This is a genomic window from Bacillus sp. LR--39, from assembly GCF_053613335.1.
This window is the reverse complement of sequence record NZ_JBSIOT010000003.1, coordinates 17,903-43,479: the sequence shown is the minus strand read 5'-3', so window position 1 is coordinate 43,479 and position 25,577 is coordinate 17,903. Positions and strand designations below refer to the sequence as shown.

The window sequence follows — 25,577 nt, the reverse complement described above, 5'->3', positions numbered from 1 at the left end:
TTTTCTTTTTTTATACAGGTTAAGTATACTGAACGTATCGTTTATAATTCGGGAAGGAATGATTCATGTGCAGAGTAAACGAGGGCGGCCGCGCGATGAAGGAACACATAAGGCAATTCTTTCTGCAGCGTATGACCTATTGTTGGAAAATGGCTTTGACGCGGTGACAGTCGATAAAATTGCTGAGCGTGCCAAAGTGAGTAAGGCAACGATTTATAAATGGTGGTCAAACAAGGCTGCCGTTATCATGGACAGCTTTCTTTCGACCGCTACGGACAGACTGCCTGTGCCCGATACAGGATCAACAGTGCAAGATATATTGACCCACGCCACGAATTTAGCAAGGTTTTTGACGAGCCGGGAAGGAACCGTTATTAAGGAATTAATCGGTGCGGGGCAGCTGGATGCAAAATTGGCGGAAGAATATCGCACGCGATTTTTCAAGCCCCGCCGCCTCCAAGCGAAAGGCCTTCTGGAAAAGGGAATTCAAAAAGGTGAATTAAGAGAGAATCTTGATATTGACGTTAGCATCGATCTCATTTACGGACCGATTTTCTATCGTCTGCTTATTACAGGTGATGAGGTGAATGATTCTTATGTGCATGATCTGGTGATGAGTGCGTTTAAGGGAGTTCAGCCTGCCTGAAAAATACCCGGATCATGTGAAAGAGATGCAGACTTTTGCTGCCTATGGGCGGAACATAATCAAAAGGCCGAACAAGTTCATTGTTCGGCCTTTTCTGATTGATTTGCGAACCGCCGGGCGGCCGCCACGCAAGCGATAACGCCGGCATTCACCGCCGCAAGTTCCCATCCTGCTTTTTCATGGAGAATCATGGCGGCCAGTAACAGTCCGAAGAAAGGCTGCAGAAGCTGCAGCTGTCCGACCGCGGCGATGCCTCCCTGGGCGAGTCCGCGATACCAGAATACGAAGCCGATCAGCATGCTGAATATTGAGACATATGCAAGACTGAGCAGTGCGGGCGCGCCGATGTTTGACCATGAGTCCGGCATGAAGCAGAAAGACAGGATGAACATAAGGGGAAGCGATAAAACGAGTGCCCAAGAGATTACCTGCCAGTTGCCAAGCCGCCGGGAGAGGCGGGCGCCTTCGGCATAACCGAGACCGCACACGATAATCGAAGCGATCATGTACGTATCACCGAGCGGAGAGGATTCTCCTCCTTGCAGCAGAGCATATCCGGCTACGAGGATGCTGCCGGCAGCCGAGAAAATCCAAAAGACCGGCCTGGGCCGTTCGCCTCCGCGCAGGACGCCGAAGATCGCCGTCGCAAGCGGAAGAAGCCCGATGTAGACAATGGCATGAGCGGATGTGACATGCTGAAGCGCTAATGCTGTAAGCAGCGGGAAACCGATCACGACGCCGAGCGCTACTGTTATTAGTGAAATGATGTCGCTTTTGGCAGGGCGTTTCTCCTGAAAAATGAGGAGCAGAGCGCCTGCCAATATACCGGCTATCGCGGCGCGGCATACGGTGAGAAATACCGGATCAAAGTCCGCTACAGCCAAGCGGGTCGCGGGAAGCGAGCCGCTGAAAATGAGCACGCCGATAAACCCGTTAATCCAGCCGTTTGTAGCTTTATTCATTTTCCAATCACTCCAATATATATTTCTAAACCCATTTTCAAAGTTTATAATGACTATAAACTGAAATTGACCTTATACAAATGGCCAGTTTTTATAAAAAGAAGAATGCCAGTTTGGAGGGAGTAAAAATGGATATCACGCCATTTTTAAATAGAGATCTGGATATTCCGCTTTATCAGCAGCTTTATCGGCATTTTAAGGAAAATATGCATCAGGGCCGTCTTCCTAAAGGACTGAAGCTTCCTTCAAAAAGGCTTTTGTCAAGTCAGCTTTCCGTCAGTCAGACGACTGTGGAGCGTGCCTATGAACAGCTTGCCGCCGAAGGCTATATTGTCAGTAAGCCGAGAAGCGGATGGTTTGCCGATTATGACTCGGACGCCGTCTATGTGAAAAAGCCGGGCGCTTCGCCTGTTCAAACAAAGGCGAAGGAAGACCGCCAATGGATTGATTTTCACTACGGCACTGTGGATGCCGCTCATTTTCCTTTTTCGGCATGGCGCAAAAGCATGGTTGCAAGCTTAGATCAATACGGGCATGAGCTTTATCGGCCCGGGGATGATTTGGGCGAGCTTGAACTGAGAACGCTCATTTCAGAGTACTTATATCAGTCGCGCGGCGTGAATTGTCTTCCTGAACAAGTGATAGTCGGCGCCGGGAACCCTGCTCTTTTGCAAATGCTGTGCAAAATATTTGAAGCAAATCTATCCATCGGATATGAAGATCCGGGTTATCCGAGAGCGAGGGAGATTTTTAAAGCCAATCACATGAAGATCATTCCGATACCCGTCGATGATGAAGGAGTCTGTATCCGGAAGCTGAATGAAGAGCGGCCGCGTCTTGTATATGTCACGCCTTCTCATCAATTTACGTTAGGAACGATTATGCCGGTAAACAGAAGGATTCAGCTGCTGAAATGGGCGAAGGAACATCAATCGTTCATTATAGAAGATGATTATGACGGAGAATTCAGATACACCGGCCAGCCGATCCCATCATTGCAGGGGCTTGATCAGCATCACCGTGTCATTTATATGGGAACGTTTTCCCAATCTCTGCTTCCTTCGCTGCGCATCAGCTATATGATTCTTCCTTTGCCGCTTATCGAAAAAGGCAGGGAAATCGCTTCTTTATATAAACAGACCGTCTCCTGCCACAGTCAGCTGACGCTGGCTCAATTTATCAAAAGCGGAGAGTGGCAGAAACATATTAACAGAATGAGAAAGCTGTACCGGAAAAAAAGAGCGGTATTATTAGAGGCCGTGCGGCGCGAGCTGGGACAATACGTCAGGATTCGCGGAGAAAATTCCGGGCTGCGGATTTTACTTGACGTTCATCTGCCTTTCAGCGAAAAAGAGCTGATTGAAAAGGCGGAGGAACAAGGCGTCAAAATCTATCCCGTGTCTCTTACCTATCAAAAACAGGTCCCTGAAAAAACAGTTTCCCTCGGATTCGCGGGGGTTTCTGAAACCGATATACAAGAAGGCATAAAAAAACTGAGAGCTGCCTGGGTGCTGTAAAAGGCAGCTCTCAGTTTGAAATACTGAAGCTTGAGTCAGGGGTGCTGTCTCAGCAGCAAAACGATTTATAGGACGGGCAGGCGGAGCGCAGTATCAATATTTTGCAAATTGAGCCGGACTTGTTCATTTGTGTTCCACGGGTGATACCAGCCTTTTTCCATCATATAGCGTGAGATTTGCTCGTGCATGTCAAGGGCTTCTTCTAAGTGCCGGGTGAGGATCGCTTTCACTTCAGGCGTTCCGGCTTCCGTCGCCGCCATCGCATAGTTCCTGACACCGCTTTTTGCCGAATTCAATAAATCCATTGCGACAATTTGGTCTGTCAGCGCATTCATTCCCGTCAAGTATTCAATAATCGGATTCATTCGTCATTCATCTCCTCATTCATGCTGTGCATCAGATAAAATTGAGGCAAATTCCTGCAATTGCCTTGTTGATGTATCCACATCCTGCTGCATGATTTCTTTCAGCTGCGGATCGGATACGAGCGCTTTCATGGTTTTAGATTTCGTCAGACAAAGTGACTTAAAAGAAGCCATCTCCTGAATTTCGAGTAATTCATGTAAGGCGCTGGTCATTTCTGTAGCCTCCGTTCTTTAAGGTTTGAGTACAACTTTAATACAATCATCTGTTTTCGTGTCAAACATCTCATAGCCGTGCTTCGCTTCACTAAGCGGAATGACATGGCTTACAACATCGCCCGGATCAATTTTGCCGGTTGACACCAGTTCAAACATATACGGCATATAGTGGATGACCGGAGCTTGTCCTGATCGGATATTGACGTTTCGCTGCATGATATCGCCAAGGGGAAACCCGTTGTATCTGCCGCCGTACACACCCGTAATCTGGATCGTTCCGCCTTTTCGCACCGCTTGGGACGCGATGACCAATGCGCTCATCGCCCCGCCCTGAAGTTTTAATCCGCTGGCGAGGAACTCAAGATCCGTCATTTTTCCGTCCATGCCGACGGCGTCAATGACCACATCAGCGCCGCCTTTGGTGATTTCCTTCAGGTAGCTGCCCGTATTTTCGTGGTCTTCGAAGTTCACGATTTCCACTTTATTCGTCCGTTTCGCATGCTGGAGACGGTAGTTGACATAGTCTACGGCTATTACGCGTTTCGCTCCCTTTAACCAGCAGAATTTTTGAGCGAAAAGGCCCACGGGCCCGCAGCCGAGAACGATAACTGTATCGCCTTCTTTTACGCCGGCATTGTCAACGCTCCAAAAGCCGGTTGTCATCGCATCGGAAATAACACTCAGTTTCTCATCCGGTTCTTCGCATGTTTCGGGAACTTTAAAATGAGTAAAGTTCGCAAATGGAACGCGCAAATACTCCGCCTGGCCTCCCGGATAGCCGCCGGCATTTCCTGAATAGCCGAAATAAGCGCCTATATCGCCGTTCTCATTTGATTGATCACATTGGCTTTCCAGGTGATTTTTACAATAAACGCATTCTCCGCAGGCGATATTAAAAGGAATAATGACGCGGTCGCCTTTTTTGACTTTCGTCACGCCGGGACCGGTTTCTTCCACGATGCCCATCGGTTCATGGCCGATGATGTAGTCTTCCTGCAAATTCGGGATGAGTCCGTGGATTAAATGTAAATCTGATCCGCAAATTGCCGTACTTGTGACTTTTATAATCATGTCATCGTGTTTTTCAATCTTCGGATCAGGCACGTCTTTGACAACGACGTTTTTCACTCCTTGATACGTTACGGCCTTCATGCTGTAATACCTCCAGTGTTAGTGTTCATCAGGTGTGCGGTCAAACATCCCTTTTCTGTTTGTTTCAACGGGAAACAGGTTCATGCTTCCGACCATGAGGGTATTTTTCGCAGAGAGCTGATCCAATTTATACTGTTCGCTCAGATCATGCGGGTGAAACCACTTTTTGCTGACCATCAAGTCTGTTATCTCCTGATGCATCGCGATTCCCTGCATGAGCTGTTTGCGCAGCAAAGCTCTTACATCAGGTGAAGCGGTTTCTGTTAAAGCGACGGCGGTATTTCTGACGCCTTCTTTTGCCCGTAAAAGAAAATCCATTGCGAATGTCATATCTGCGAGTTCAGGGACGTGTAATGAATTGATTGGATCTAAATGGTCATGATTCAACGATGCTTACCTTCCTTTCAATTGATGATCGAAGTCGGCCGGTTTTGAGGAACAGGAGCCTGAAAAGATGCCCGTTCATAAACCGCCTGCAGATCAGCCAGGTCTTGCGAGGCTTGCTGAACATCTTTCTCCATTAACGTTTTCAGATCCTGATCAAACACAAGCCCTTGCATGAGCTTGGATTTCGCGACACAAAGCGTCTTGAAGTTAATGATTTCATGTAAGTCCAACGACTCGTGAGCCGCTAATTCACGCTTATCCATAATCGTCTGAAACCTCCCTTTGTAGAAATACGTAGTTAATTTCCCCTGAGAAAAGAGGTCTAGTCTTACAAATTTTGTTTATCAGAAAAGCGGAGAAAAAGCCTGACGGTGCATCAAAAAAGGAGGAAGCACAATCGCTTCCTCTTGTTCACATGGAATGGCTGTTGGTGTCATGAACGTTTTTCTGATGCGCGGGCGGTTTTGCCGCGCGGGAGACGAGACCGCTGAAACCCGGAAAAGGTCATAAAAAAGATATGAACAAAAGCAGCTTGCGCACAATCCCGCAGGCTGTTTTTTCTTTCACCCGTCATGCAGGAACAGAAGGGGAAGGTGAGAAGCAGGCACTTATGGTATGATGACAAATAGAATAAAACCTCGTGAGGCCGGTCGGCTAAAAGGAAGTGAACAGAGATTGTTTGGTACAAAACATCAAGAAGACTATGTCTCCCGTGACAGACGCTCATTGCATATGCTTGCGCTTCGGGTGCCCGGTCTGGCGTTTATTTTTATGGTATATGCCGCATCAGTCTCTTTGCAGTACATTTATGAAAGCTGGACGGTTTTTTTGCTGCTGTTATTCACGATATTGATCGTCATTTTTACCGTGCTGCATTGGCATTCCCATCGCTGGGTCAAGAAAAAAACGTTTCTTTATTTCATCATACAGGGATTTATCATATATACATCGGCTAACTTGATGGCCGGCGGTTATATCGCGGTAGTCGTCGGTCTCTATGCCTTTTTAATCGGGCAGATTATCGGAATGGCGGATAAGGGAAAAACGCTGCTCATACTCTATCTTTTCATTTTAATGTCCATAGCAGCCCTGCACCAGGAGCATCCGCATCATCTGCTGCGTTTCATCGTTATCGCCGCTCCCATCATGATCGTGATTATCACGTATGCGGCAACATTTTTCGCGCAAGTTGATGAAAAAATAAAAACACAGGTGACGCTTGAAAAATTAGAGCTCGCTCACCGGCAAGTGAAACAGCTGACGCTTCAAAACGAAAGGCAGCGGATGGCGAGAGACTTGCACGATACGCTTGCACAAGGGCTGGTCAGCTTGCATATGCAGCTTGAAGCGGTGCAAGTTCATCTTTCGAAAGATAACACTGACAGAGCGAAAGACATCATCAGCCAGTCAATGGACAGAGTGAAGGGCACATTGGCTGATGCGCGCTCGGCCATTGACAACCTTCGCAGCAAATCAGAAGAGATCGGGTTCTTAAAAGAAAGCATCACTGAACAAATCAACCATTTTACAGAAGCCTCCGGGCTGTCTTGTTTTTTAGAGTACAGCGTGCATCATGTGCTTGACGTTCATACGGCGGAGAATTGCCATTACATGATCGGAGAAGGCCTGACAAACGCCGCCAAGCATGCAGAAGCAAAGAATGTCTGGGTATCCGTTCAGGAAGAAGAGGGACAGGTCCGCATAACCGTCAAAGATGACGGGAAAGGCTTTGATGCCGGAACAGAAATGAGAAAAAGCGGACATTACGGGCTGCTTGGGATACAAGAACGCGTCAATATGATGAACGGCATTTTCCGTATAACAAGCGCCAGATCAGCGGGGACTCAAATTGAGATCATCATACCAATTCAAGGAGAGGCAGAACATGTATAAAGTGTTAATAGCAGATGACCATCTTGTCGTCAGAGAAGGTCTGAAGCTTTTGATAGAAACAAATGAACATTACACCATAACGGGAGAGGCGGAAAACGGGAAAACCGCCGTCCGCCTCGCAGAGGAACTAAAGCCCGATGTCATTCTCATGGATCTGTACATGCCGGAAATGAGCGGGCTGGAAGCCATTAAACAGATAAAAGAGCATTCTGATGTGCCGATCATTATTCTGACGACCTATAATGAAGATCATCTGATGATAGAAGGCATCGAATCAGGCGCAAACGGTTATCTGCTGAAAGACACAAGCTCAGAAACCTTATTTCATACGATGGATGCGGCGGTCAGGGGAGAAGTGCTTCTGCAGCCGGACATCTTGCGCCGTTTCCGGGAAATGAAAATGGAACGGGCAAATGCCAATGAAACACAGCTGACGGAAAAGGAAATCATAGTTCTAGAAGCCGTTGCGAAAGGACATAAAAGCAAAGCGATCGCCTTCGATTTAGGAATCTCAGAGCGGACGGTAAAAGCGAGATTAACATCGATTTATAACAAATTAGGCGCTGATTCGCGGACGGAAGCCGTCACCATTGCCATGCAAAAAGGCATTCTGAAACTGAATATATAATGAAAAACTGCCCAAACGTACATGCCCCTATGTACGTTTTTTTTATGTGAATGTGAACTACAATTAGGCAGAAAGTAATGATTGGAGAGGAGTATTCGATGTCTGGATTTTTATATAAATTAGGGGGATGGTCTGCCCGCAACCGATTAAAAATGATCAGTGCGTGGCTCGTGATACTGATCGCTTCGGTTGTGATCGCCATCTCGTTAAAACCTGCTTTTTCTGATGATATGTCAATACCTGACACACCTTCTGAAAAGGCAATGGATATGATTCAAAAAGAATTTTCAAAGGGTCCCGATAAAGGAAGCATACGGGTTATTTTCGGTGCTGAAGATGGGAAAAAACTGACGTCAAAATCAGAAAAACAAGCGATCGAAGAGACATTAAAGAAGATCAAAACAGATCATTCAGTCGCTTCGATTGCAAGTCCTTTTGAGACAGGAACCATTTCTAAAGACGGATCAGTGGCATATGCCGATATTACGTATAAAAAAGCGGCGGATGACATTTCGGCCGCGTCTGTTTCACATATCAAACACAGTCTGTCTGCCGCAGGAGACAAGGGCCTGCAGACGGAGCTCAGCGGTGATGTGCCGGGGGCCGGTGTTGAAGTCGGCGGTGTATCAGAAATTATCGGCGTTGTGCTGGCATTCGTCGTACTGGCTATTACGTTTGGTTCATTAGTCATAGCGGGGCTGCCGATTGTCACGGCCCTGATCGGATTAGGCGTAAGCGTCGCGCTGACGTTAATCGGGACACAGTTCTTTACGATAGCCTCGGTCAGTCTCTCATTATCCGGAATGATCGGCCTGGCCGTCGGGATTGATTATGCGCTGTTTATCTTTACGAAGCATCGTCAGTTTTTGGGCGAAGGTGTACAAAAAAATGAATCGATCGCTAAAGCCGCGGGAACGGCAGGCAGCGCCGTCGTTTTTGCGGGACTGACCGTGATCGTCGCGCTTTGCGGATTGACCGTTGTCGGCATTCCGTTCATGTCTGCGATGGGGTTGACAGCGGCACTCAGTGTGCTGATGGCTGTATTGGCATCAGTAACGCTGGTGCCCGCAGTGTTATCGGTCGCAGAAAAACGGATGATTCCGACATCAAATAAGAAGAAAGAAAAGAAAAGCGCCGACACGAATGCCTGGGGGCGCTTTGTTACAAAGAGGCCTATTCTGTTAAGCATTTTCAGCATTATTCTTTTAGCCGTCATCAGTCTGCCGGCCATGCATTTAGAGCTGGGGCTGCCTGATGCGGGAATGAAAGCGAAAGACAGCCCGGATCGCCGCGCCTATGATCTGTTGTCTAAAGGATTCGGCGAAGGCTTTAACGGCAAGCTGACAATTGTTGCCGATGCAAAAGATGTTAAGGGCAATAAAAATGAAGCATTCCAAGACGCCGTGAAAGAAATGAAGGACTTGCATAATGTGGCGAGCGTCACCCCTGCCATGCCGAACGAAAAAGGGGACTATGCCATCATTACGGCAGTGCCTGAAACCGGGCCGAACGATACGGCAACGAAAGAGTTAGTGCAGGATATACGGAAACTGTCAGACAAAAACGGCATCCGTCTGCTCGTCACCGGGTCAACCGCGGTGAACATTGATATTTCAGATCGGTTAAACGATGCCATTCCGGAATTCGCCATTCTTATTGTCGGGTTTGCATTTGTATTGCTGACCGTCGTTTTCCGTTCTCTTCTCGTGCCGCTTGCGGCCGTTCTTGGCTTTTTGCTGACAATGACCGCAACACTCGGGTTATCGGTATTCGTCCTGCAGGATGGGAATTTCACCGGCTTGCTGAGCATTCCGGAAAAAGGCCCGATTCTTGCCTTCCTGCCTATTTTAGCAATCGGTATTCTTTTCGGACTGGCGATGGATTATCAAGTATTCCTTGTCAGCAGAATGAGAGAAGAATATGTCAAAACAAAAAATCCGGTACAAGCCATCCATGCCGGATTGAAGCATAGCGGGCCTGTCGTAACAGCGGCGGGGCTGATCATGATTTTCGTCTTCGCGGGATTTGTCTTCGCTGGGGACTCTATGATCAAATCCATGGGATTAGCAATGACCTTCGGTGTTCTTTTCGATGCGTTCATTGTAAGAATGACCATCATTCCGAGTGTCATGAAGCTGATGGGACATGCGGCCTGGTACTTGCCGAGGTGGCTGGATAAAATCATTCCGAACGTGGATATCGAAGGCCATAAGCTGACACAAGGCAAAACACCGGAGAAACCGGAAGAATAAAATGAAAAAGCAGATCGTTTTGATCTGCTTTTTTTATGTGCTGACCGCATCCATGAAAAGAGAAAAAAGCTTTTTCATGTCCTCATGTTTTTTTGTCAGCATTTCGGGATGCCATTGCACGCCGACGACAAATAATTCACCCGTCCGTTCAATCGCTTCAATGGCCCCGTCTTTCGCATAAGCCGCGGCTTTAAACGAAGGCGCCGTCTCTTTTATGATCTGGTGATGGAATGAATTCACCCGCGCAGAATCGCCAAACAAAGAATGGAGACGTGTCCCTTTTTCAAAAGAAACATGATGGGTTTTTAACGGCGGATCTTTTTCTTGATCGTGCTTGATTTCAGCAAATGAAGCGTGTGTCAGATCCTGATATAAAGTTCCCCCGTAAGTGACATTTAACATATGCATCCCCCGGCAGATTGCCAGAATCGGCTTCTCTAATGCAACCGCCGTGAGAATCAGCTCCTTCTCGTAGGCGTCCCGATCAGGAAAGGTCTTTCTTAAAGCCTGTAAAGGTTCTTCGCCGTAAAACAGCGGGTCTATATCCTGACCGCCGGACAGAATGATCCCGTCAACATGAGAGACCTGTTCCTTTAAAAGCGCCGTCTCTTGAATCACCGGCAATATAAACGGCACACCGCCGGCCTCAGAAACAGACTGAATATAATCATTATTGACATATGCCCGATTATAACCCGGGAAAGGACCGGATTGATCAGCCATAATGTTTCCCGTAATTCCGATGCGTTTGGCCATTCTTCGTCCCCCTGAACTATGCTCATAATAAATCTGAACGTAGGTTGTACAAATCAGTTTGAAATTATTCTTCATGATACGTGAGCTTTCCAAAACAAAACCCGTGACAATCACGGGTTTTTACATTCATTTCAATTTCTTGATTTCTTCCGTCAGCTCTTTGAATTTTTGATCAAGCTCACGATATTGTTTATCAGCCGGAGTCATGAAGCTGAGTTTTCCGAGGACTTCCTGCCGTTCGGTTTCAAGCTTTAATCGCAGTTCTTCAGCATCGTCCCTGACGGAGGGAGATTCTTTCCATTGTTTTCGGACGCTGCCGTTTGAGATATCAAGCCGGATGTCCGTCGTTTTTTCGACAAAGTAACGATCATGAGATACGATGATGAGCGTTCCGTCGTATCGGGCCAAAGTGTCTTCAAGCTGCTCGCGTGACGGCAGATCAAGGTGGTTTGTCGGCTCATCCAGAATCAGCACATCTTTCTCTTCCAGAATAAACGCCATCAGTTTGCATTTGACCCGCTCTCCCATGCTCATCTTGCCGATGGGTTCCGTCCATTGCGCTGCGGTAAATCCTAAATGCTTCATGAGGGATTGAACATTTCCCCTTGCTTCGAACGTTTCTTTGTAAAAAAGCTGTTCGGGGGTTTTATCAAGCGGAAGGTCGAATACTTCCTGGGTTAAATATCCCACGTTTGCAGACGGAGAAATCCATATGCCGCCCTGCGCTTTTTCCTGACCGAGGATGACCTTCAATAATGTTGTTTTCCCGCTGCCGTTCGGGCCTGTAATCGCGATCTTTTCACCGTGCATCACAGTGAAATTCACATTTTTGAAAAGCGTTCGGCCGTCATATGACTTTGTGACATCACTTACTTCTAAAAAACGCTTTCCCGCTTTTTTGCGATGCTCAATGGAAAAACGGACTTCATACTCCGCTTCAACCGGTTCTGCTTTCGCTTTTTCAAGCTCTTTTTCAAGACGCTTCTGCTTTGATTTAATCTGGGCGTCCGTGCGTTTTGCTTTTACGCGATGGTATTCTTTAAATCCTTCTATTTTCGTTGATTGGGCATGGGCTTTTTTTGACCAGGCGCTCAGCTCGTTCATTTGAGCTTCAATCCGTCTGATCATATGCTGCTGATTCTCATATTCCCGCTGCTGTGTCAGCCTTCTCTGTTTGCGGACCTCCATATAGCTTGAATAATTCCCTTTATGCTCAATGAGTTTCTTTCCTTCGATGGCCCAGATTTTTGTCGCCGCTGCATCTATAAAAGCACGATCATGCGAAACGAAAATAATGGTGCCTTTGTAATTCTTGATCTGATTTAGCAGTATTTCTAAACTGTGCTGATCGAGGTGGTTCGTCGGCTCATCTAATAACAAAAGGCTGCTTGAGGAGGAGAAACCTTTGGCAAGACGGGCTTTCAATTTTTCTCCGCCGCTTAATTGCGAAAAGGCGCGTGCGGGCACGTTCCACTTTTCTAACAAGGCTGCCTCCGCAGGCTCCGGATGGCCGGAATCATAAGCTTCCGTTTCTTGTTCCACCATATATATGTTCACATCTTGCATCATCTGGATCTGTCCTTGTGACGGCGCTTTTTGATTGCAGATCAATTGCAGCAATAACGATTTGCCGGCGCCGTTTTTGCCGATAACGCCGATGATGTCACCTTGCTGAACGCTCGCGCTGATCTGTTCAAAAAGGGGAACGCTGTTGATTTCATAACTGATGCCGCTTAACTTTAACATTTCTTTCATATGTCAATCCCTCGCTTTTAAGGGAGGACAAAAAAATCCTCCCAATTGATTTGGAAGGATTAGCCGTACCTGTGCATGATCAAATAAGCTATTTTTACATAGCTTTCGTATCGTATAGAAAATGGGCAGACTAATCCTATTTTTTCTGATTTGAAATATTTGATTTCAAACGGTCAAAATAAGATTAGTTAATCATTGTCCACCCATCATCCCTTCGTATTTGTTACGAACAGTGTAGCACACACTTATCTGTAAAAGCAAAGGGTATAAGCCTTTTTATTCCAGATTGGAGACTTCCCACTCTTCTTCTAAAACGGCATAATAATATTCATCCCACCATTCATTATCATGGGGGATGCATTTTTTAAAAAAGCCTTCCCGTCTCATCCCGATCTTTTCCATCACCCGGTGCGAAGCCGTGTTTTCCGGCTGACATGTCGCAATGATCCGATGTAATTTCATCTTGTTAAACCCGAATGCCAGCACGGCGCGCGCCGCCTCTGAAGCATATCCTTTGCCCTGGTATTCCGGGTGAAACACCCAGCCGATTTCATACGTATGATCGCCAAAATACTGAAAAAAAACAATGTGGCCAATGACCGTTTCCTCATCCTTCAATAAAACGGGAAACTTCCCGGCATGTTCACCCCTGTTTTCAGTAACGAATTTCCTGGCATCATCTTCGGTAAAGACACCCTCTGGTATATATTTCATGACATTCGGATTTGAGGTGTACGCATAGACATCCTGCCAATCTTCCGGTTCAAATGTGCGAATGACGAGCCTGTCAGTTTTGATATTCATTTTTTATGTTCCTCCATCAAAAAAGGTTTCATTTACTACTTCTACTACTTCGATTGAAAGGTGTAAAAACCTTTGAGCGGGGAAGAGCCGAATAAAAAAAGCCTGCAGCTATACACTGCAGGCGGTTATTTTTCATTTGCGGCGGGCAGGTTTGTAAACCCGAATTGCCCTCCGACAGCTTCTTTTACTTCATGAATAACGATAAATGATTTCGGATCAATTTTTTGAACATGTTTTTTGATTTTCAGCAATTCGTTCTTTTTAATGACGACATAGATAATGCGCTTGTCTTTGCTGCCGTAATACCCGTATCCGTAAAAAATCGTCGCCGCGTTGCCGTACTCGGAGGTGATGGCTTTGGCGATTTCTTCGTATTGGTCAGACATAATGGTGAGGGCTTTTTTATTATGGAAACCCTCAATGACAATATCGACGATTTTGGCGCATAGATAAACGAAGATAAACGTATACAGCATATGATTGAGGCCGATCGCTAAAACGGATGCGAAAATGATGACACAATCCATGTAAAACATGCTTTTCGAGATGTTAAAGCCCTTTGTGTAATTTAATAAATACGCCAAAAGCGTGGTTCCGCCGGTAGATCCGTCAGCGATAAAGATCAATGCCAGCCCCGCTCCCATCAGCAGAGCGCCGAATACAATCCCGAGCACCATGTCGTGCACGCCGAACGGAATAAAGCTGACGATGCTGAGAAAAACAGAAGTCATTCCCGTCCCGAGTATCGTGTATAAAATCGTTTTTTTCGTTAAAAATTTATAAGCCAGCCCGATAAAAATCAAATTTACAACCAGAGTCGTAATACTTGCAGGTATATGAAAAAGATAATATAACACGAGAGCGATTCCCACGGTGCTGCCGTCCCCTAAATGATTCGGGATGACGAAAAATTCCACGGACGCCGCGATAAGAAAGGCTCCGGCCATAATCATCAGTATATCCTTGCAAATGTTCTTCATGTGCAAACCTCCTCCGCAGTCAAAAATATATAAAAAACAAAAACGCCTCAAAAATTATCCAGAAGAACTAAATAATTTTTAAGACGAATCATTCACAATCTCGTTTGTTCATTCAGTAAAGAATGATCAGCTTCAATATCGAAGATTATATAGACACCTTCACATCTTGTCAATGCCGTGAAAATTGATTTTTCTGCAGTGTATATGAGGTTTAAATCAAGTTGAAACGAGGAATTATATCAGAAGAGTTTTCATTTCTGCTCTATCAATAAGAGAAATGTAATGAGAGACAACGAAGAAGGGATGATGACATTGGAACGAATTTTTATCAGTCCGGCCAAATACGTGCAGGGAAAAAACGCAATTGAAACGATCGGCGGACATCTGGAGGGCGTTGGTGAAAAAGCCGTCGTCATCGCGGACAAAACCGTATGGGATATCGCGGGCCACAAGGTGACGGCTGAATTAAAGAAAAGCAATATTTCTTCTGAAGAGGCGGTTTTCAACGGCGAAGCCTCCCAGGAAGAAATGAAAAGAATTGCCGGCATCGCAGAAAAAGCAGGCGCGACTATTGTCATCGGAGTCGGCGGCGGTAAAACGCTTGATACGGCCAAAGCCGTATCAGATGAAATAAACGGCTATACCGTTATCGTGCCGACGGCCGCTTCAACGGATGCTCCGACAAGCGGGCTGTCTGTCGTGTATTCTGAACAAGGCGCGTTCGAAAACTATCGTTTCTATCATAAGAATCCTGACCTGGTTCTGGTCGATACGAAAATCGTCGCGGAAGCTCCGCCGCGCTTTTTAGCATCAGGGATTGCCGATGCGATGGCGACGTGGATAGAGGCGCGCAGTGTCATCGCCAATGGCGGTAAAACGATGGCGGGCGGAATTCCGACAATCGCCGGAGAGGCTATCGCGGAAAAATGTGAAGCGGTATTATTCAAATACGGCCGTCTCGCTTATGAGTCTGTGAAAGCGAAAGCCGTTACGCCCGCATTGGAAGCGGTGGTTGAAGCCAATACACTTCTGAGCGGACTGGGATTTGAAAGCGGCGGCTTAGCTGCGGCGCATGCCATTCATAACGGATTTACCGCGCTTGAAGGTGAAATCCATCACTTGACCCACGGTGAAAAAGTGGCATTCGGCACGCTCGTTCAATTGGCGCTGGAAAAACGCTCGCTTGAGGAAATTGAGCGGTATATCGCGTTTTATATCAGCTTGGGGCTGCCTGTCACACTTGAAGACATCAAATTGAAAGACGCATCTAAAGAGGACATTATGAAAGTGGCAGAAGCCGCGACGATTGAAGAAGAAACAATTCATGCCGCTTTTGACGTGACGGCTGACGACGTGGCGGATGCCATTATAGCGGCTGATCAATACGCAAAAGCATTTAAAGAAAAACACGCGTAAAACCTTTTACCGCGTGACCCGGAACCAAGGGCTGTTACAGCTCTTGGTTTTTTTTATGCCCTTTGAAAACTTTTAAAAATAAAGAAAAAATTATGATACAATATACAAATGTTTTGAGAGATTGACAAAGGAAAGGTGGGAACGATATGCTGCATAATCCGACCGGTAAGGAGCGGCTTGCGCTGGCTTTTCTTCTCGGAATGCTTGCGATACTGGGGCCGCTCAATATAGATATGTATCTGCCGAGTTTCCCTGAAATCGCTGAAGATTTAAGCGCCCGCGCATCGCTTGTCCAACTCAGTTTAACCGCTTGTCTGATCGGACTGACAATCGGACAGGTTGTTGTCGGCCCGTTAAGTGACGCGAAGGGAAGAAGAAAACCGTTATTACTATGTATTTTTTTATTTGCGTTGTTTTCTCTGTTTTGCGCGCTTGCACCGAACATTGTAACATTAGTGATTGCCCGTTTTCTTCAAGGATTCACCGCTTCGGCAGGACTCGTTTTATCCCGTGCAATCGTCAGAGATGTGTTTACGGGAAGAGAGCTTTCTAAATTTTTCTCGCTGCTGATGGTCATTACCGCCGTAGCGCCGATGGTGGCGCCGATGACGGGAGGCGCGATTTTACTGCTTCCGTTTGCATCATGGCATACGATTTTTCTCTTTTTAACGTTTATCGGTTTTTTGCTTGTGTTCATCATTGCGCTCAAGCTGACAGAAACCCTGCCGCCGGAAAAGCGGATTCCGAGCTCCATCGGAAATTCCGTGCGGACAATGGGAAGCCTGCTGAAGGATCGGTCATTTATCGGCTATGCGCTGACGGTCGGTTTTATTCACGGCGGGAGCTTTGCGTATGTCTCCGGAACGCCTTTCGTGTATCAGGATATTTACGGAGTATCGCCTCAGGTATTCAGTGTTTTATTCGGCATAAACGGTCTGGCGATCATTACCGGAAGCTTTATCATCGGGCGTTTCGGCGGGATCATTCACGAAAAAAGCCTGCTGAGAATCGGCGTGATTACAGCGATGGCGGCGACTGCCGTTCTGCTCGTCATGACGAGCATTCACGGGCCGCTTGCGGCACTGGTGATTTCAATTTTTATTTATATGATTACGATCGGCATGACGCTGACAAGCACCTTTACATTGGCGATGGAAAAGCAGGGACACCGCGCGGGAAGCGCAAGCGCACTGCTCGGCATGCTTCCGCTTCTTCTCGGTTCCATCGTGTCGCCGCTTGTGGGGATGAATGAAGCGACGGCCGTGCCGATGGGGGCAATTATGTTCACGACATCCGTTATCGGTTCCATCGCTTTTTTCGCCTTAACAACAAAACCGGAGAAAGCAAAAAAGGAGTGAAATGATTCACTCCTTTTTTTGATGCCCGCTATTCATATTTCTTCAGCACGATCGCCGAATTATGTCCGCCAAAGCCGAATGAGTTGGAAAGGCCGATCGTTAACGATTGCTGGCGGGGCCCGTCTGCTACATAGTCCAAATCACATGCCGAATCAGGGCGCTGCAGATTGATCGTCGGCGGAATGATGCCGTGTCTCAAGCTTTCTGTCAGAGCGATGGCTTCAACGCCGCCTGCCGCGCCAAGCATGTGGCCGAGCATTGATTTGTTGGCCGTGACCGGAATGTCATAGGCAAGCTCCCCGAATAATGTCTTGATGGCCAACGTTTCAGAAAGATCTCCGGCTTTTGTGCTTGTCGCATGAGCGCTTACGACATCAATGTCTTCCGCTGAAACGTTCGCCTTTTTCAAAGCGTTTTTCATCGCCAGGTATGCGCCCGTTCCTTCCGGATGGGAGGCCACCATATGATAGGCGTCAGAGCTCGCGCCATAGCCGAGCACCTCACAAAGGATCGGGGCATTTCTGCCGATTGCGCTATCCAATGATTCCAATACTAAGATGCCCGCGCCTTCACTCATGACAAACCCATCGCGATCCGCGTCAAACGGCCGGCTTGCCGCGGCGGGGTCTTCGTTTCTCGCTGACAGCGCGTGGGCATTGCCGAAGCTGGCTAATGACAAATTCGTAATCGCCGCTTCCGCTCCCCCGGCAAACATGATATCTGCGTCATCATTCCGAATGGCGTTGAATGCTTCCCCGATCGACGTATTGCCGATGGAACACGCGGTGACGGGAGAAAGTGAGGGGCCGAGCGCGCCTAATCTGATGCTGATTTGAGCGGCGGCCGCGTTTGAGATCATCATGGCGACAAGGCTCGGGCTCACTTTTCGCGCTCCCCGTTCATTTAAAGTATGAACGTTCTCAATCAAAGTCGTGATGCCGCCGATTCCCGAGCCGACGTACACGCCGAGGCGTTCACGGTCAATCTGATCGAGCTGAATCCCGGAGCTTTCAAGCGCCTGTTCCGCTGCCGCTAGAGCAAACTGGCTGAAACGGTCAAGCCGTCTCGCTTCTTTTCTGCCCCATCTTTCTTCTGCGTCAAAATCACGGACGGTACCGGCTATTTTTGTCTTTGAGCCGGAGACATCAAACGAATCGATGAAAGAGATTCCCGATTTTCCTTCCGTCAGGTGTTTCCAAAATGTATGCACATCATTGCCGAGAGGTGAAATCACTCCCATTCCGGTGATCACAACTCTTTTCATGGTCATTCCTCCTTCGGTATGTATTTATTGTAACTCGCAATTATCCTATTACAAGTTGTAGATTATCCTAGTATAATGAATACCAGGGTAAGAGAGGAGAGATTCGGTATGATACCAGAAGGAAGATTGCAGGCGCTCTCAGAGTTTTTAAAAACGCAGCGGGCCAAAATTTCTCCGCAGATGGCCGGGCTGCCGATGGGCACACGGAGAAGAACGCCCGGACTCCGAAGAGAAGAGGTCGCGCAATTAGCCGGCGTAAGCACCACGTGGTATACGTGGCTGGAGCAGGGCAGAGACATTAAAGTGTCCGCAGCCGTATTGGACGCCGTTTCCGATGCCCTGCAGCTCAACAAAGATGAGAGAAATTATTTATACGCGCTTGCCATTGAGGAGGGCGTGAAGCAGCCGTTTACCGCGGAGGAAGAAGCGGTTATCAGCCCGTCGCTTTCAAAAATCCTGCAGGAGCTCCGTTATTGCCCCACCATTATCTCGGACAGGCGGTGTCATATCGTGGGATGGAACCAGGCCGCGGCTCACGTGTTTTTAGATTTTGAACAAATTCCTCTTGAAAAGCGGAATCTCATAGAGCTATTGTTTTCCAGAAAAGAATTAAGAAGTTTAGCCGTGAACTGGGAGCACTTTGTGAAAGGATTCATCGCCATTTTCAGAACGTATTACGGCCAGTATGTAGCTGATACGTGGTATTCTCAGTTTATAGAAGAAATGGAGAAAACGTATTCGGAATTTCATACGCTGTGGAATGAGAGCGAAGTCAGCTCGGCACCCGAAGTATTAATTGAGTTCCGCCACGCGAAGGCGGGAAAAATGGTCTTTAACCTGACTTCATTTCAGGTTCAGGGCAACAGTGATCTGCGCTGCAGTGTGTATACGCCGGTAGATCATACCGAAACGGAAGCAAAGCTGAAAAAGCTCTTCGAAAACAGGTGAAGAACAGAAAAAAACGGGAGGCGGCTGCCTCCCGTTTCAGTTTAAAATAAAAGCATGAGACCGGCGATGGCCGGTGTTAAAAAAATGGCTGATTTCAGAATGACTTTCGGCACGAGGTTGGTGAATTTCGCGCCGACATATGCGCCGCACATCGTTCCGATCAGCACTTTGACCAACAGCATATAATCGACAAATCCTTCCGTCACATAACCGAGTCCTCCGCCGACCGCAAGCGGAATAATGACAAGCATGGTGGTGCCGACCGACTGGCGGATGGATAAGCGCAAAAGAATCATTAAGCCGATTTGAATAAAAGGGGCAGAACCGATCCCGAATGTTCCGGACAAGATTCCTGCGATGACACCGAGTACAACGGCTTTCACCCATATGTTCAGATTGCTTTGCCGTCCGGAATCTTCTTGTGTTTCTTTTACAATAAATAACCGGACTAAAATAAGCAGAGCAGATAAAAACAGCATGCCCGCCGTCAAGTAATGCAGCAAATCTGCGGGGATAAGGGAAGTAAGCCTTGCCCCGAAAAACGAACCGAATGCCGCAAAAACGCCGACGATGAGACCGATTTTCATCTGAATATTGCCTTCACGGTAGTGGCTGAAAGCCCCAGATAAACTTGTGAAAGCCATTCCGGCAAGGGAGGTGCCCAACGCCGTATGAATCGGTACGTGAAACAGTATAGTTAAAAGTGCAATGACAAAACCGGCTCCCCCGGCGCCGATAAACCCGAGAATAATCCCGAGAAGAAACATAACGAGTATAATAAACACAATCTTCTCCTCCATTTAGATGCCTGATCACCATGTTCCGCTCCGCTGTATCAGGCTTTTAACAATCGACCGTCGACCGTCGTCTAATATCTTTATGTTACCTCAAATTTAATGTATTGGCAAGAAGCCGAATCGCTTTTATACAGAGGGTTTACAGCTCTTTCACCATCACTTTTTCCCCGTTTGAGTCCAGCTCTCCATTGAATAAGAAGCCGAATTTTTGATAAAGCCGCAATGCGTGCACGTTATCTTCAAACAGGCTTAAATAAATCCGTCTGCAATCATATATTCGAACGAGATGGCGGATAAGGGCATCAAGCAACAGCTTGCCCAATCCCCGTCCCTGATAGCGTTCATCAATAAAAAAACGATCAAGCCACACTCTGCCGTTTTCATTTTCCTCATCATATTCCGGAAACCATCCGTACATGGAAAAGCCGACCAATTCCCCGTTAACATAAAGACCGGCCGGCTGATAATGCCGGCAATCCTCAGCATCTTGTAAGCACTCTTCCGCGGTTTCAATAAATGAAGTCTGGCTTTCCCTTACATGAAGCGCCAGTATATCGGCACGGTTTTTTTCCGTGACTGCTCTGATTTCAATCGTCATACTTGATACTCCTCTTCCGCTTTTTTTGAGACGGTAAAGCTTGCAGTGCGTAAGCCATTTGTGAATCAGCCTTCTCTGATCATCATAAAGGATATGGTTACCGTATAGTCAAGGAGGCATTATGAGCGAAGACGTCAGAAAATACTTCACAACGGGTGAATTTGCAAAACTGTGCCACGTAAAAAAACAAACCCTGTTCCATTATGACGAGATCGGCCTGCTTTCTCCGGAAATCAAAAAAGCGAATGGATACAGATACTATTCCTATCATCAATTCGAACTGTTCCAGGTCATCGGTCTGTTTAAGGAGGCCGGCGTGCCCTTGAAGCAGATCAAACCGCTCTTAACAGACAAAACCCCTGAGGGTATCATCACGCTTTTAAAAGAGAGATCTTCAGAAATCGAAAGCAAAATCAAAAAGCTGGAGCACCTGCAAGGGATGATTCAGACAAAGGTGAAGCTGACCGAACAAGCCTTGGAGACAGACTTTTCCTCCGTCTCATTGCAGCGATTAGATGAAGAGACACTTATGATAGGACGACCCGTACTCCATTTGCCAGAACGGCAATATACTGCCGCCATTTCCGAATTGATCCGCTATATGCGGGTACATGGGCTCGATCAGGGGCATCCGGTCGGCGGACTGTTTGCGCGGGAGCAGATTCTGAAAAAAGAATTCTACAACTACACCCATTTTTATATGAAGACAGATGAAGGCATCGAGAATAGAGACCTCCATATCAAGCCGAAAGGGCTTTATGCCGTCGGGTACCAAATAGGGGATGAAGCGGAAGCGGCTTACCGCAGCATCATGCAGTTTATTGAAGAGTATGGGCTGGAAATGGGCGATTATGCATATGAAGAATATATGCTTGATGAGGTTGTGGCGGACGGGTTTGACAATCAGATCACAAGAATCCAGCTGCAAGTCCGCAATCCATAAAGCCGATGCCGCCGTTCATTTACGTCTTTTAACAAACCTTGTATAATGAGAAAATCAGATTGCAATTGAGGTGAAACACGATATGTTTCTAGCGCCCTTATTTGAACATGATGTACCGGCAGCACTTCTCCGCCCTTAATGGAGGAAAGTGACTGCGCTTCTCTCCGTTAGGGCATATAACGTGACCTAATATGATAACGGAGGGTGCATCAAATTGAAAAATACATTGTTCGGTTCGATTTATTTGGCATTGGCCGCCAGTATCTGGGGCGGTATGTATGTCGTTGTAAAAGTTGTGGTAGCGGTCATTCCGCCGCTTGAACTGGTATGGCTGAGATATGCGGTGGCGCTTCTTTCGCTTTTGATTCTCAGTTTGTTTACACACCAATCCTGGAAAGTTCATAAACGTGATTTATTACTGATCGCTGCGATCGGATTGATCGGCAACACGATTTCGATCGTCACGCAGGAAATCGGCACGAAATTATCAACCGCGCAGATGGGTGCGATTATTACGGCATCCACTCCCGCATTTATGGTTGTATTTGCCCGGCTGATGTTGAAAGAGCGGTTAACGCTGAAAAAAGGAATATCGACAGGGCTGGCGACGATCGGAGTATTGCTCATTGTGGGGAACGGAGATCTCGATATGTCGAGCCAGCTCGGCGGTCTCTCGCTTCTGGCTGCGGCGCTGACATGGGCTTTGATGTCTGTGCTGATGAAACGGGTTCCCGGCCATTACTCACCGCTTGTGGTCACAACGTATTCCATTTGCGTCGCATTTGTCATCCTGACCCCGTTTACAGCGGGCCCGCTTCAGGAGATTCCTTTGTCTCAGCTTGCCCGGCCTGAGATATGGGGCGGACTTTTATATTTGGGTGTGATCTCAACCGCCTGCGCGTTCATGCTTTGGAATCGCGGATTGCAATTGCTGAATGCGGCAAGCGGCGGTCTGTTTTTCTTCTTTCAGCCGCTTTCCGGAACATTGCTCGGCTGGCTGCTGCTGGGAGAGACGATCGGAGGAACCTTCTGGATCGGAGCGGCTCTTATTGTTTCAGGCGTCGTTCTTGTCATGAAAGAAAAATAGAAAATGAAAAAAAGCCATTCAGCAAATGAATGGCTTTTTTCTGTTTTCCCGGCAGGATTCGCCCCTCCATAAACAGAAAACAAGGAGCAGAAACGGATCATGGGCACCGGTACTCTCAAGGTGCAATACCCGGACCCTCAGGGTTTCGTCAATTAACATAACGGGCGGTGAAAAAATGGAGCCAAAATGGCTAGATTGGGCAAAACAGCTTCAATCCGCGGCGCAAGCGGGGCTGGCTTATTCCAAAGACATATATGATATTGAGAGATTTGAAGAAATAAGAAAAATAAGTGTGGATATCATGGCGCATCATACCGGCATCGACAAAAGGGTCATAAAAGACGTATTCGCCGGTGACACGGGCTACCCCACTCCGAAAGTTGATATCAGAGCGGCAGTTTTTAAAGATCAGAGCATATTAATGGTAAGAGAGAAAAGCGACGGCAGATGGGCGCTGCCGGGCGGATGGGCTGATATCGGGTTTTCTCCGGGCGAGACCGCTGTCAAAGAAGTAAAAGAGGAGTCGGGAATCGACGTAAAGCCCGTTAAACTGTTAGCTGTAATGGATAAGAAATGCCATTCGCATCCGCCGTCCGCCGTCCACGTTTACAAAGTGTTTATCAAATGCGAGATCATCGGCGGCCGGCTCAGGGAGGGAACGGAAACAAGCGCGGCAGGCTTTTTTGCGGAGACGGAACTGCCGCCGCTATCTGAAGCCCGCAATACGGAAAGTCAGATTGAAAGGATGTTTGCATATCTCAAACATCCGGACGAACCCGTTTATTTTGATTAAGACAGCAATCAGAAAGAAAAGGGGGTCCGAGTATAATGAAGGATTCAATTAAACAGCAGGCGCAGCGGCAATTTGCCAAAAACGCCGCGAAATATGTGACTAGTCCAGGACACACTGCAGGAGAGGATTTGGCGTATCTCGTTTCAGCTTCCGGTGCCGAAAAGCATATGGACGTGCTGGATATCGCGACGGGAGGCGGACATACGGCTAACGCTCTCGCTCCTCTCGTACGATCTGTTATCGCATATGACCTCACGGAAGAAATGTTAGCCGCCGCTGAAGCATTTATAACCGGAAACGGATGGACGAACGTGTCATTCGAAAAAGGCGATGCTGAAAAGATGCCGTTTTCCGATGCTGCTTTCGATATCGTCACATGCAGAATCGCGGCGCATCATTTTCCCGATGTCAGAGCCTTTGTTCATGAAGCGTTTCGGGTTGTCAAACCGGGCGGCAGACTGCTTCTCATTGACAATACCGCACCTGAAAAGGATGAATATGACCATTTTTATAATGACATTGAAAAGAAACGGGATCAGAGCCACTTTCGGGCGTGGAAAAAAACAGAATGGCTCCGTTTTCTGGAGACAGCCGGCTTCCGGATTGAATCCGCTGTCTGCTTTTTGAAACCATTTCAATTTACCGTCTGGTGTGAACGGGCAGGCCTGACTGAAGAGAAAGCCGCATTACTGGAAAAACAGATGCTGGATGCTCCTCGTGATATACAGCGGTTTTTTTCTGTAGAAAAGAATCAATCAGGCCGTATTGCGGGCTTCACAGGTGAATCGGCCTGTTTCTGCGCGGTCCGTCCCGTCTGAGACGAAAAAAACCGCTGTGCAGTTTTCCTGCCCGCGGTTTTTTCGTATTATCTGTTCTTGATTTGAGAAATAACAGCGGAAGTGACGTCTTCCGCTGAATGTTTTCCGCCGACATCAGGAGTCAGAATGCCGCTGTTTGTGACCGTTTCAATAGATTGTAAGAGGAGATGGCCCAGTTCCTCTTCTCCGAATGAATCGAGCATTAATTTCGCCGTCCATATTTGGCCTATAGGATTGGCAATTCCTTTTCCGACAATATCCGGGGCGGAGCCGTGAACAGGCTCAAACATGGAAGGATATTTGCCGTTTACATTGATGTTGGCTGCGAGAGCGATTCCGATGCTTCCCATAATCGCCGCGCCGATATCTGTCAGCACATCTCCGAACAGATTCGAAGCGACAATGACATCAAAGCGTTCCGGCTGCGTGACAAAGAAGGCCGCCAGTGCATCGATATGCTGGGAATCCGTCTCAATCCCGGCGTACTCCCGGCTGACCTCTTTAAAGATGTCATCCCAGAACGGCATCGAGTGAATAATACCGTTTGATTTCGTCGCGCTTGTGACGTGTTTCCGCCGACTTGCCGCCAGTTCGAAAGCATACCGCATCACTCTTTCCGTACCCCGGCGGGAAAAGACCGCGTTTTGTATGGCGATTTCGTCCTCACCCTGATAGATTCTGCCGCCGACAGAGCTGTACTCGCCCTCACTGTTTTCGCGGACGACTATCAGATCAAAATCCTTCGGGTTAACGAGGGGGGAAGTGATTCCCGGCAGGAGCTTTGCCGGCCGCACATTAATCACCTGTTCAAATTCCCGGCGTATCTTGATGAGCAGCCCCCACAGCGAAACATGATCGGGGACGAGTTTTTGATTCCCCACCGCTCCCAAAAACAAAGCATCAAAGTGCTGTAACGTTTCTAATCCATCATCCGGCATCATAGTCCCGTGCTCCAAATAATACTCGCAGCTCCATGGAAAAGAAGTGAAATCAAAGGCAATGCCTCCATGTAATTCGGCGATTGCGTTCAACACCCGTTCCGCTTGCGGAACTGTTTCTTTCCCTACACCGTCCCCCGGTATGCTGGCAATCTTGTATGTTTTCATGTTTCCGTCACCTCTGAATGAATTGTTTTCGGTTTACGGCAGACCGTCGACTGTCGTTCATCATAATTCCATATTACGCCACATCCGATATGCTGACAAGCTCGGGAATGTTGCTTCCATAGATAAACTGTTATAT

At 47.4% G+C, this 25,577-nt stretch carries 26 protein-coding genes; 12 read left to right on the top strand and 14 right to left on the bottom strand.

What is annotated here, in order from left to right:
* Positions 1-67 precede the first annotated feature (67 nt).
* Complete coding sequence (locus ACWHAR_RS15100) at positions 68-646, top strand: TetR/AcrR family transcriptional regulator (protein WP_007409331.1); 579 nt, start codon at positions 68-70, stop codon at positions 644-646.
* Between the two features lie 77 nt (positions 647-723).
* Here the strand turns inward: ACWHAR_RS15100 and ACWHAR_RS15095 are convergent, their stop codons facing one another.
* A complete protein-coding gene (locus tag ACWHAR_RS15095; RefSeq protein WP_032873078.1) occupies positions 724-1,608 on the bottom strand; it encodes a DMT family transporter in 885 nt (294 codons plus the stop codon).
* A 128-nt stretch (positions 1,609-1,736) separates the two neighbouring features.
* Between ACWHAR_RS15095 and pdxR the strand changes: the two genes are divergently transcribed.
* Positions 1,737-3,125 (top strand): MocR-like pyridoxine biosynthesis transcription factor PdxR, encoded by a 1,389-nt coding sequence (gene pdxR, locus ACWHAR_RS15090; protein WP_032873080.1) that lies wholly within the window; start codon positions 1,737-1,739, stop codon positions 3,123-3,125.
* Positions 3,126-3,190: 65 nt separating this feature from the next.
* Here pdxR and ACWHAR_RS15085 read toward each other — a convergent pair whose 3' ends face one another.
* From ACWHAR_RS15085 to ACWHAR_RS15065, 5 genes are read right to left on the bottom strand one after another with little or no spacing between them, the layout of a single operon-like run.
* Positions 3,191-3,490, bottom strand: coding sequence for a spore coat protein (locus tag ACWHAR_RS15085; protein ID WP_014417026.1), 300 nt, complete (start codon positions 3,488-3,490; stop codon positions 3,191-3,193).
* Between the two features lie 15 nt (positions 3,491-3,505).
* Positions 3,506-3,703, bottom strand: a complete 198-nt coding sequence (locus ACWHAR_RS15080; RefSeq protein WP_029974162.1) for a hypothetical protein — start codon at positions 3,701-3,703, stop codon at positions 3,506-3,508.
* Between the two features lie 18 nt (positions 3,704-3,721).
* Positions 3,722-4,858 carry a zinc-dependent alcohol dehydrogenase gene (locus tag ACWHAR_RS15075; protein WP_014417028.1) on the bottom strand — a complete coding sequence of 379 codons (1,137 nt, stop codon included), beginning with the start codon at positions 4,856-4,858 and terminating at the stop codon, positions 3,722-3,724.
* A gap of 18 nt (positions 4,859-4,876) precedes the next feature.
* A complete protein-coding gene (locus tag ACWHAR_RS15070; RefSeq protein WP_032873082.1) occupies positions 4,877-5,245 on the bottom strand; it encodes a spore coat protein in 369 nt (122 codons plus the stop codon).
* Positions 5,246-5,262: 17 nt separating this feature from the next.
* On the bottom strand, positions 5,263-5,508 hold the full coding sequence (locus ACWHAR_RS15065) for a hypothetical protein (protein WP_032873084.1): 246 nt from the start codon (positions 5,506-5,508) through the stop codon (positions 5,263-5,265).
* Between the two features lie 412 nt (positions 5,509-5,920).
* Here ACWHAR_RS15065 and ACWHAR_RS15060 point away from each other — a divergent pair, with 412 nt between their 5' ends.
* The 3 genes from ACWHAR_RS15060 to ACWHAR_RS15050 all read left to right on the top strand — a co-directional run bounded on the left by ACWHAR_RS15060 (position 5,921) and on the right by ACWHAR_RS15050 (position 10,018).
* Positions 5,921-7,138 (top strand): sensor histidine kinase, encoded by a 1,218-nt coding sequence (locus ACWHAR_RS15060; RefSeq protein ID WP_032873086.1) that lies wholly within the window; start codon positions 5,921-5,923, stop codon positions 7,136-7,138.
* Positions 7,131-7,766 (top strand): response regulator transcription factor, encoded by a 636-nt coding sequence (locus tag ACWHAR_RS15055; RefSeq protein ID WP_032873088.1) that lies wholly within the window; start codon positions 7,131-7,133, stop codon positions 7,764-7,766. The genes ACWHAR_RS15060 and ACWHAR_RS15055 overlap by 8 nt, the downstream gene beginning before the upstream one ends.
* A 98-nt stretch (positions 7,767-7,864) precedes the next feature.
* Positions 7,865-10,018: an MMPL family transporter gene (locus tag ACWHAR_RS15050; protein ID WP_032873090.1), complete on the top strand. Its 2,154-nt coding sequence runs from the start codon at positions 7,865-7,867 to the stop codon at positions 10,016-10,018.
* A gap of 33 nt (positions 10,019-10,051) precedes the next feature.
* Here ACWHAR_RS15050 and ACWHAR_RS15045 read toward each other — a convergent pair whose 3' ends face one another.
* The 4 genes from ACWHAR_RS15045 to ACWHAR_RS15030 form a co-directional block, all read right to left on the bottom strand.
* Complete coding sequence (locus ACWHAR_RS15045) at positions 10,052-10,774, bottom strand: gamma-glutamyl-gamma-aminobutyrate hydrolase family protein (protein ID WP_032873092.1); 723 nt, start codon at positions 10,772-10,774, stop codon at positions 10,052-10,054.
* Positions 10,775-10,900: 126 nt separating this feature from the next.
* Positions 10,901-12,529 (bottom strand): ribosomal protection-like ABC-F family protein, encoded by a 1,629-nt coding sequence (gene abc-f / locus ACWHAR_RS15040; RefSeq protein ID WP_032873094.1) that lies wholly within the window; start codon positions 12,527-12,529, stop codon positions 10,901-10,903.
* Between the two features lie 276 nt (positions 12,530-12,805).
* Positions 12,806-13,333, bottom strand: a complete 528-nt coding sequence (locus tag ACWHAR_RS15035; protein WP_032873096.1) for a GNAT family N-acetyltransferase — start codon at positions 13,331-13,333, stop codon at positions 12,806-12,808.
* A 125-nt stretch (positions 13,334-13,458) separates the two neighbouring features.
* The gene (locus tag ACWHAR_RS15030) at positions 13,459-14,313 is read right to left on the bottom strand and encodes a YitT family protein (RefSeq protein ID WP_032873098.1); all 855 of its coding nucleotides are present in this window, start codon (positions 14,311-14,313) and stop codon (positions 13,459-13,461) included.
* A gap of 282 nt (positions 14,314-14,595) precedes the next feature.
* Here ACWHAR_RS15030 and ACWHAR_RS15025 point away from each other — a divergent pair, with 282 nt between their 5' ends.
* Positions 14,596-15,729 (top strand): glycerol dehydrogenase, encoded by a 1,134-nt coding sequence (locus ACWHAR_RS15025; protein ID WP_014304447.1) that lies wholly within the window; start codon positions 14,596-14,598, stop codon positions 15,727-15,729.
* 146 nt (positions 15,730-15,875) lie between these two features.
* Positions 15,876-17,087: a Bcr/CflA family efflux MFS transporter gene (locus tag ACWHAR_RS15020; RefSeq protein ID WP_032873100.1), complete on the top strand. Its 1,212-nt coding sequence runs from the start codon at positions 15,876-15,878 to the stop codon at positions 17,085-17,087.
* Between the two features lie 28 nt (positions 17,088-17,115).
* On the opposite strand, the gene fabF is transcribed toward ACWHAR_RS15020, so the two are convergent.
* Positions 17,116-18,351 (bottom strand): beta-ketoacyl-ACP synthase II, encoded by a 1,236-nt coding sequence (fabF, locus tag ACWHAR_RS15015; RefSeq protein WP_032873102.1) that lies wholly within the window; start codon positions 18,349-18,351, stop codon positions 17,116-17,118.
* Between the two features lie 108 nt (positions 18,352-18,459).
* Between fabF and ACWHAR_RS15010 the strand changes: the two genes are divergently transcribed.
* Positions 18,460-19,299 carry a helix-turn-helix transcriptional regulator gene (locus ACWHAR_RS15010; protein WP_032873104.1) on the top strand — a complete coding sequence of 280 codons (840 nt, stop codon included), beginning with the start codon at positions 18,460-18,462 and terminating at the stop codon, positions 19,297-19,299.
* 41 nt (positions 19,300-19,340) lie between these two features.
* Here the strand turns inward: ACWHAR_RS15010 and ACWHAR_RS15005 are convergent, their stop codons facing one another.
* Together ACWHAR_RS15005 and ACWHAR_RS15000 are read right to left on the bottom strand one after the other, a co-directional pair.
* The gene (locus ACWHAR_RS15005) at positions 19,341-20,084 is read right to left on the bottom strand and encodes a sulfite exporter TauE/SafE family protein (protein ID WP_032873106.1); all 744 of its coding nucleotides are present in this window, start codon (positions 20,082-20,084) and stop codon (positions 19,341-19,343) included.
* A gap of 151 nt (positions 20,085-20,235) precedes the next feature.
* Complete coding sequence (locus tag ACWHAR_RS15000; RefSeq protein WP_032873108.1) at positions 20,236-20,694, bottom strand: GNAT family N-acetyltransferase; 459 nt, start codon at positions 20,692-20,694, stop codon at positions 20,236-20,238.
* 121 nt (positions 20,695-20,815) lie between these two features.
* Here ACWHAR_RS15000 and ACWHAR_RS14995 point away from each other — a divergent pair, with 121 nt between their 5' ends.
* The 4 genes from ACWHAR_RS14995 to ACWHAR_RS14980 all read left to right on the top strand — a co-directional run bounded on the left by ACWHAR_RS14995 (position 20,816) and on the right by ACWHAR_RS14980 (position 24,335).
* Positions 20,816-21,637 (top strand): MerR family transcriptional regulator, encoded by an 822-nt coding sequence (locus tag ACWHAR_RS14995; protein WP_032873110.1) that lies wholly within the window; start codon positions 20,816-20,818, stop codon positions 21,635-21,637.
* A 214-nt stretch (positions 21,638-21,851) separates the two neighbouring features.
* Positions 21,852-22,724, top strand: coding sequence for a DMT family transporter (locus tag ACWHAR_RS14990; protein WP_032873112.1), 873 nt, complete (start codon positions 21,852-21,854; stop codon positions 22,722-22,724).
* Positions 22,725-22,899: 175 nt separating this feature from the next.
* The gene (locus ACWHAR_RS14985) at positions 22,900-23,517 is read left to right on the top strand and encodes an NUDIX hydrolase (protein ID WP_032873114.1); all 618 of its coding nucleotides are present in this window, start codon (positions 22,900-22,902) and stop codon (positions 23,515-23,517) included.
* A 35-nt stretch (positions 23,518-23,552) separates the two neighbouring features.
* Positions 23,553-24,335, top strand: coding sequence for a class I SAM-dependent methyltransferase (locus ACWHAR_RS14980; RefSeq protein ID WP_032873116.1), 783 nt, complete (start codon positions 23,553-23,555; stop codon positions 24,333-24,335).
* A gap of 47 nt (positions 24,336-24,382) precedes the next feature.
* Here the strand turns inward: ACWHAR_RS14980 and ACWHAR_RS14975 are convergent, their stop codons facing one another.
* Complete coding sequence (locus ACWHAR_RS14975) at positions 24,383-25,441, bottom strand: tartrate dehydrogenase (RefSeq protein WP_032873118.1); 1,059 nt, start codon at positions 25,439-25,441, stop codon at positions 24,383-24,385.
* Positions 25,442-25,577 lie beyond the last annotated feature (136 nt).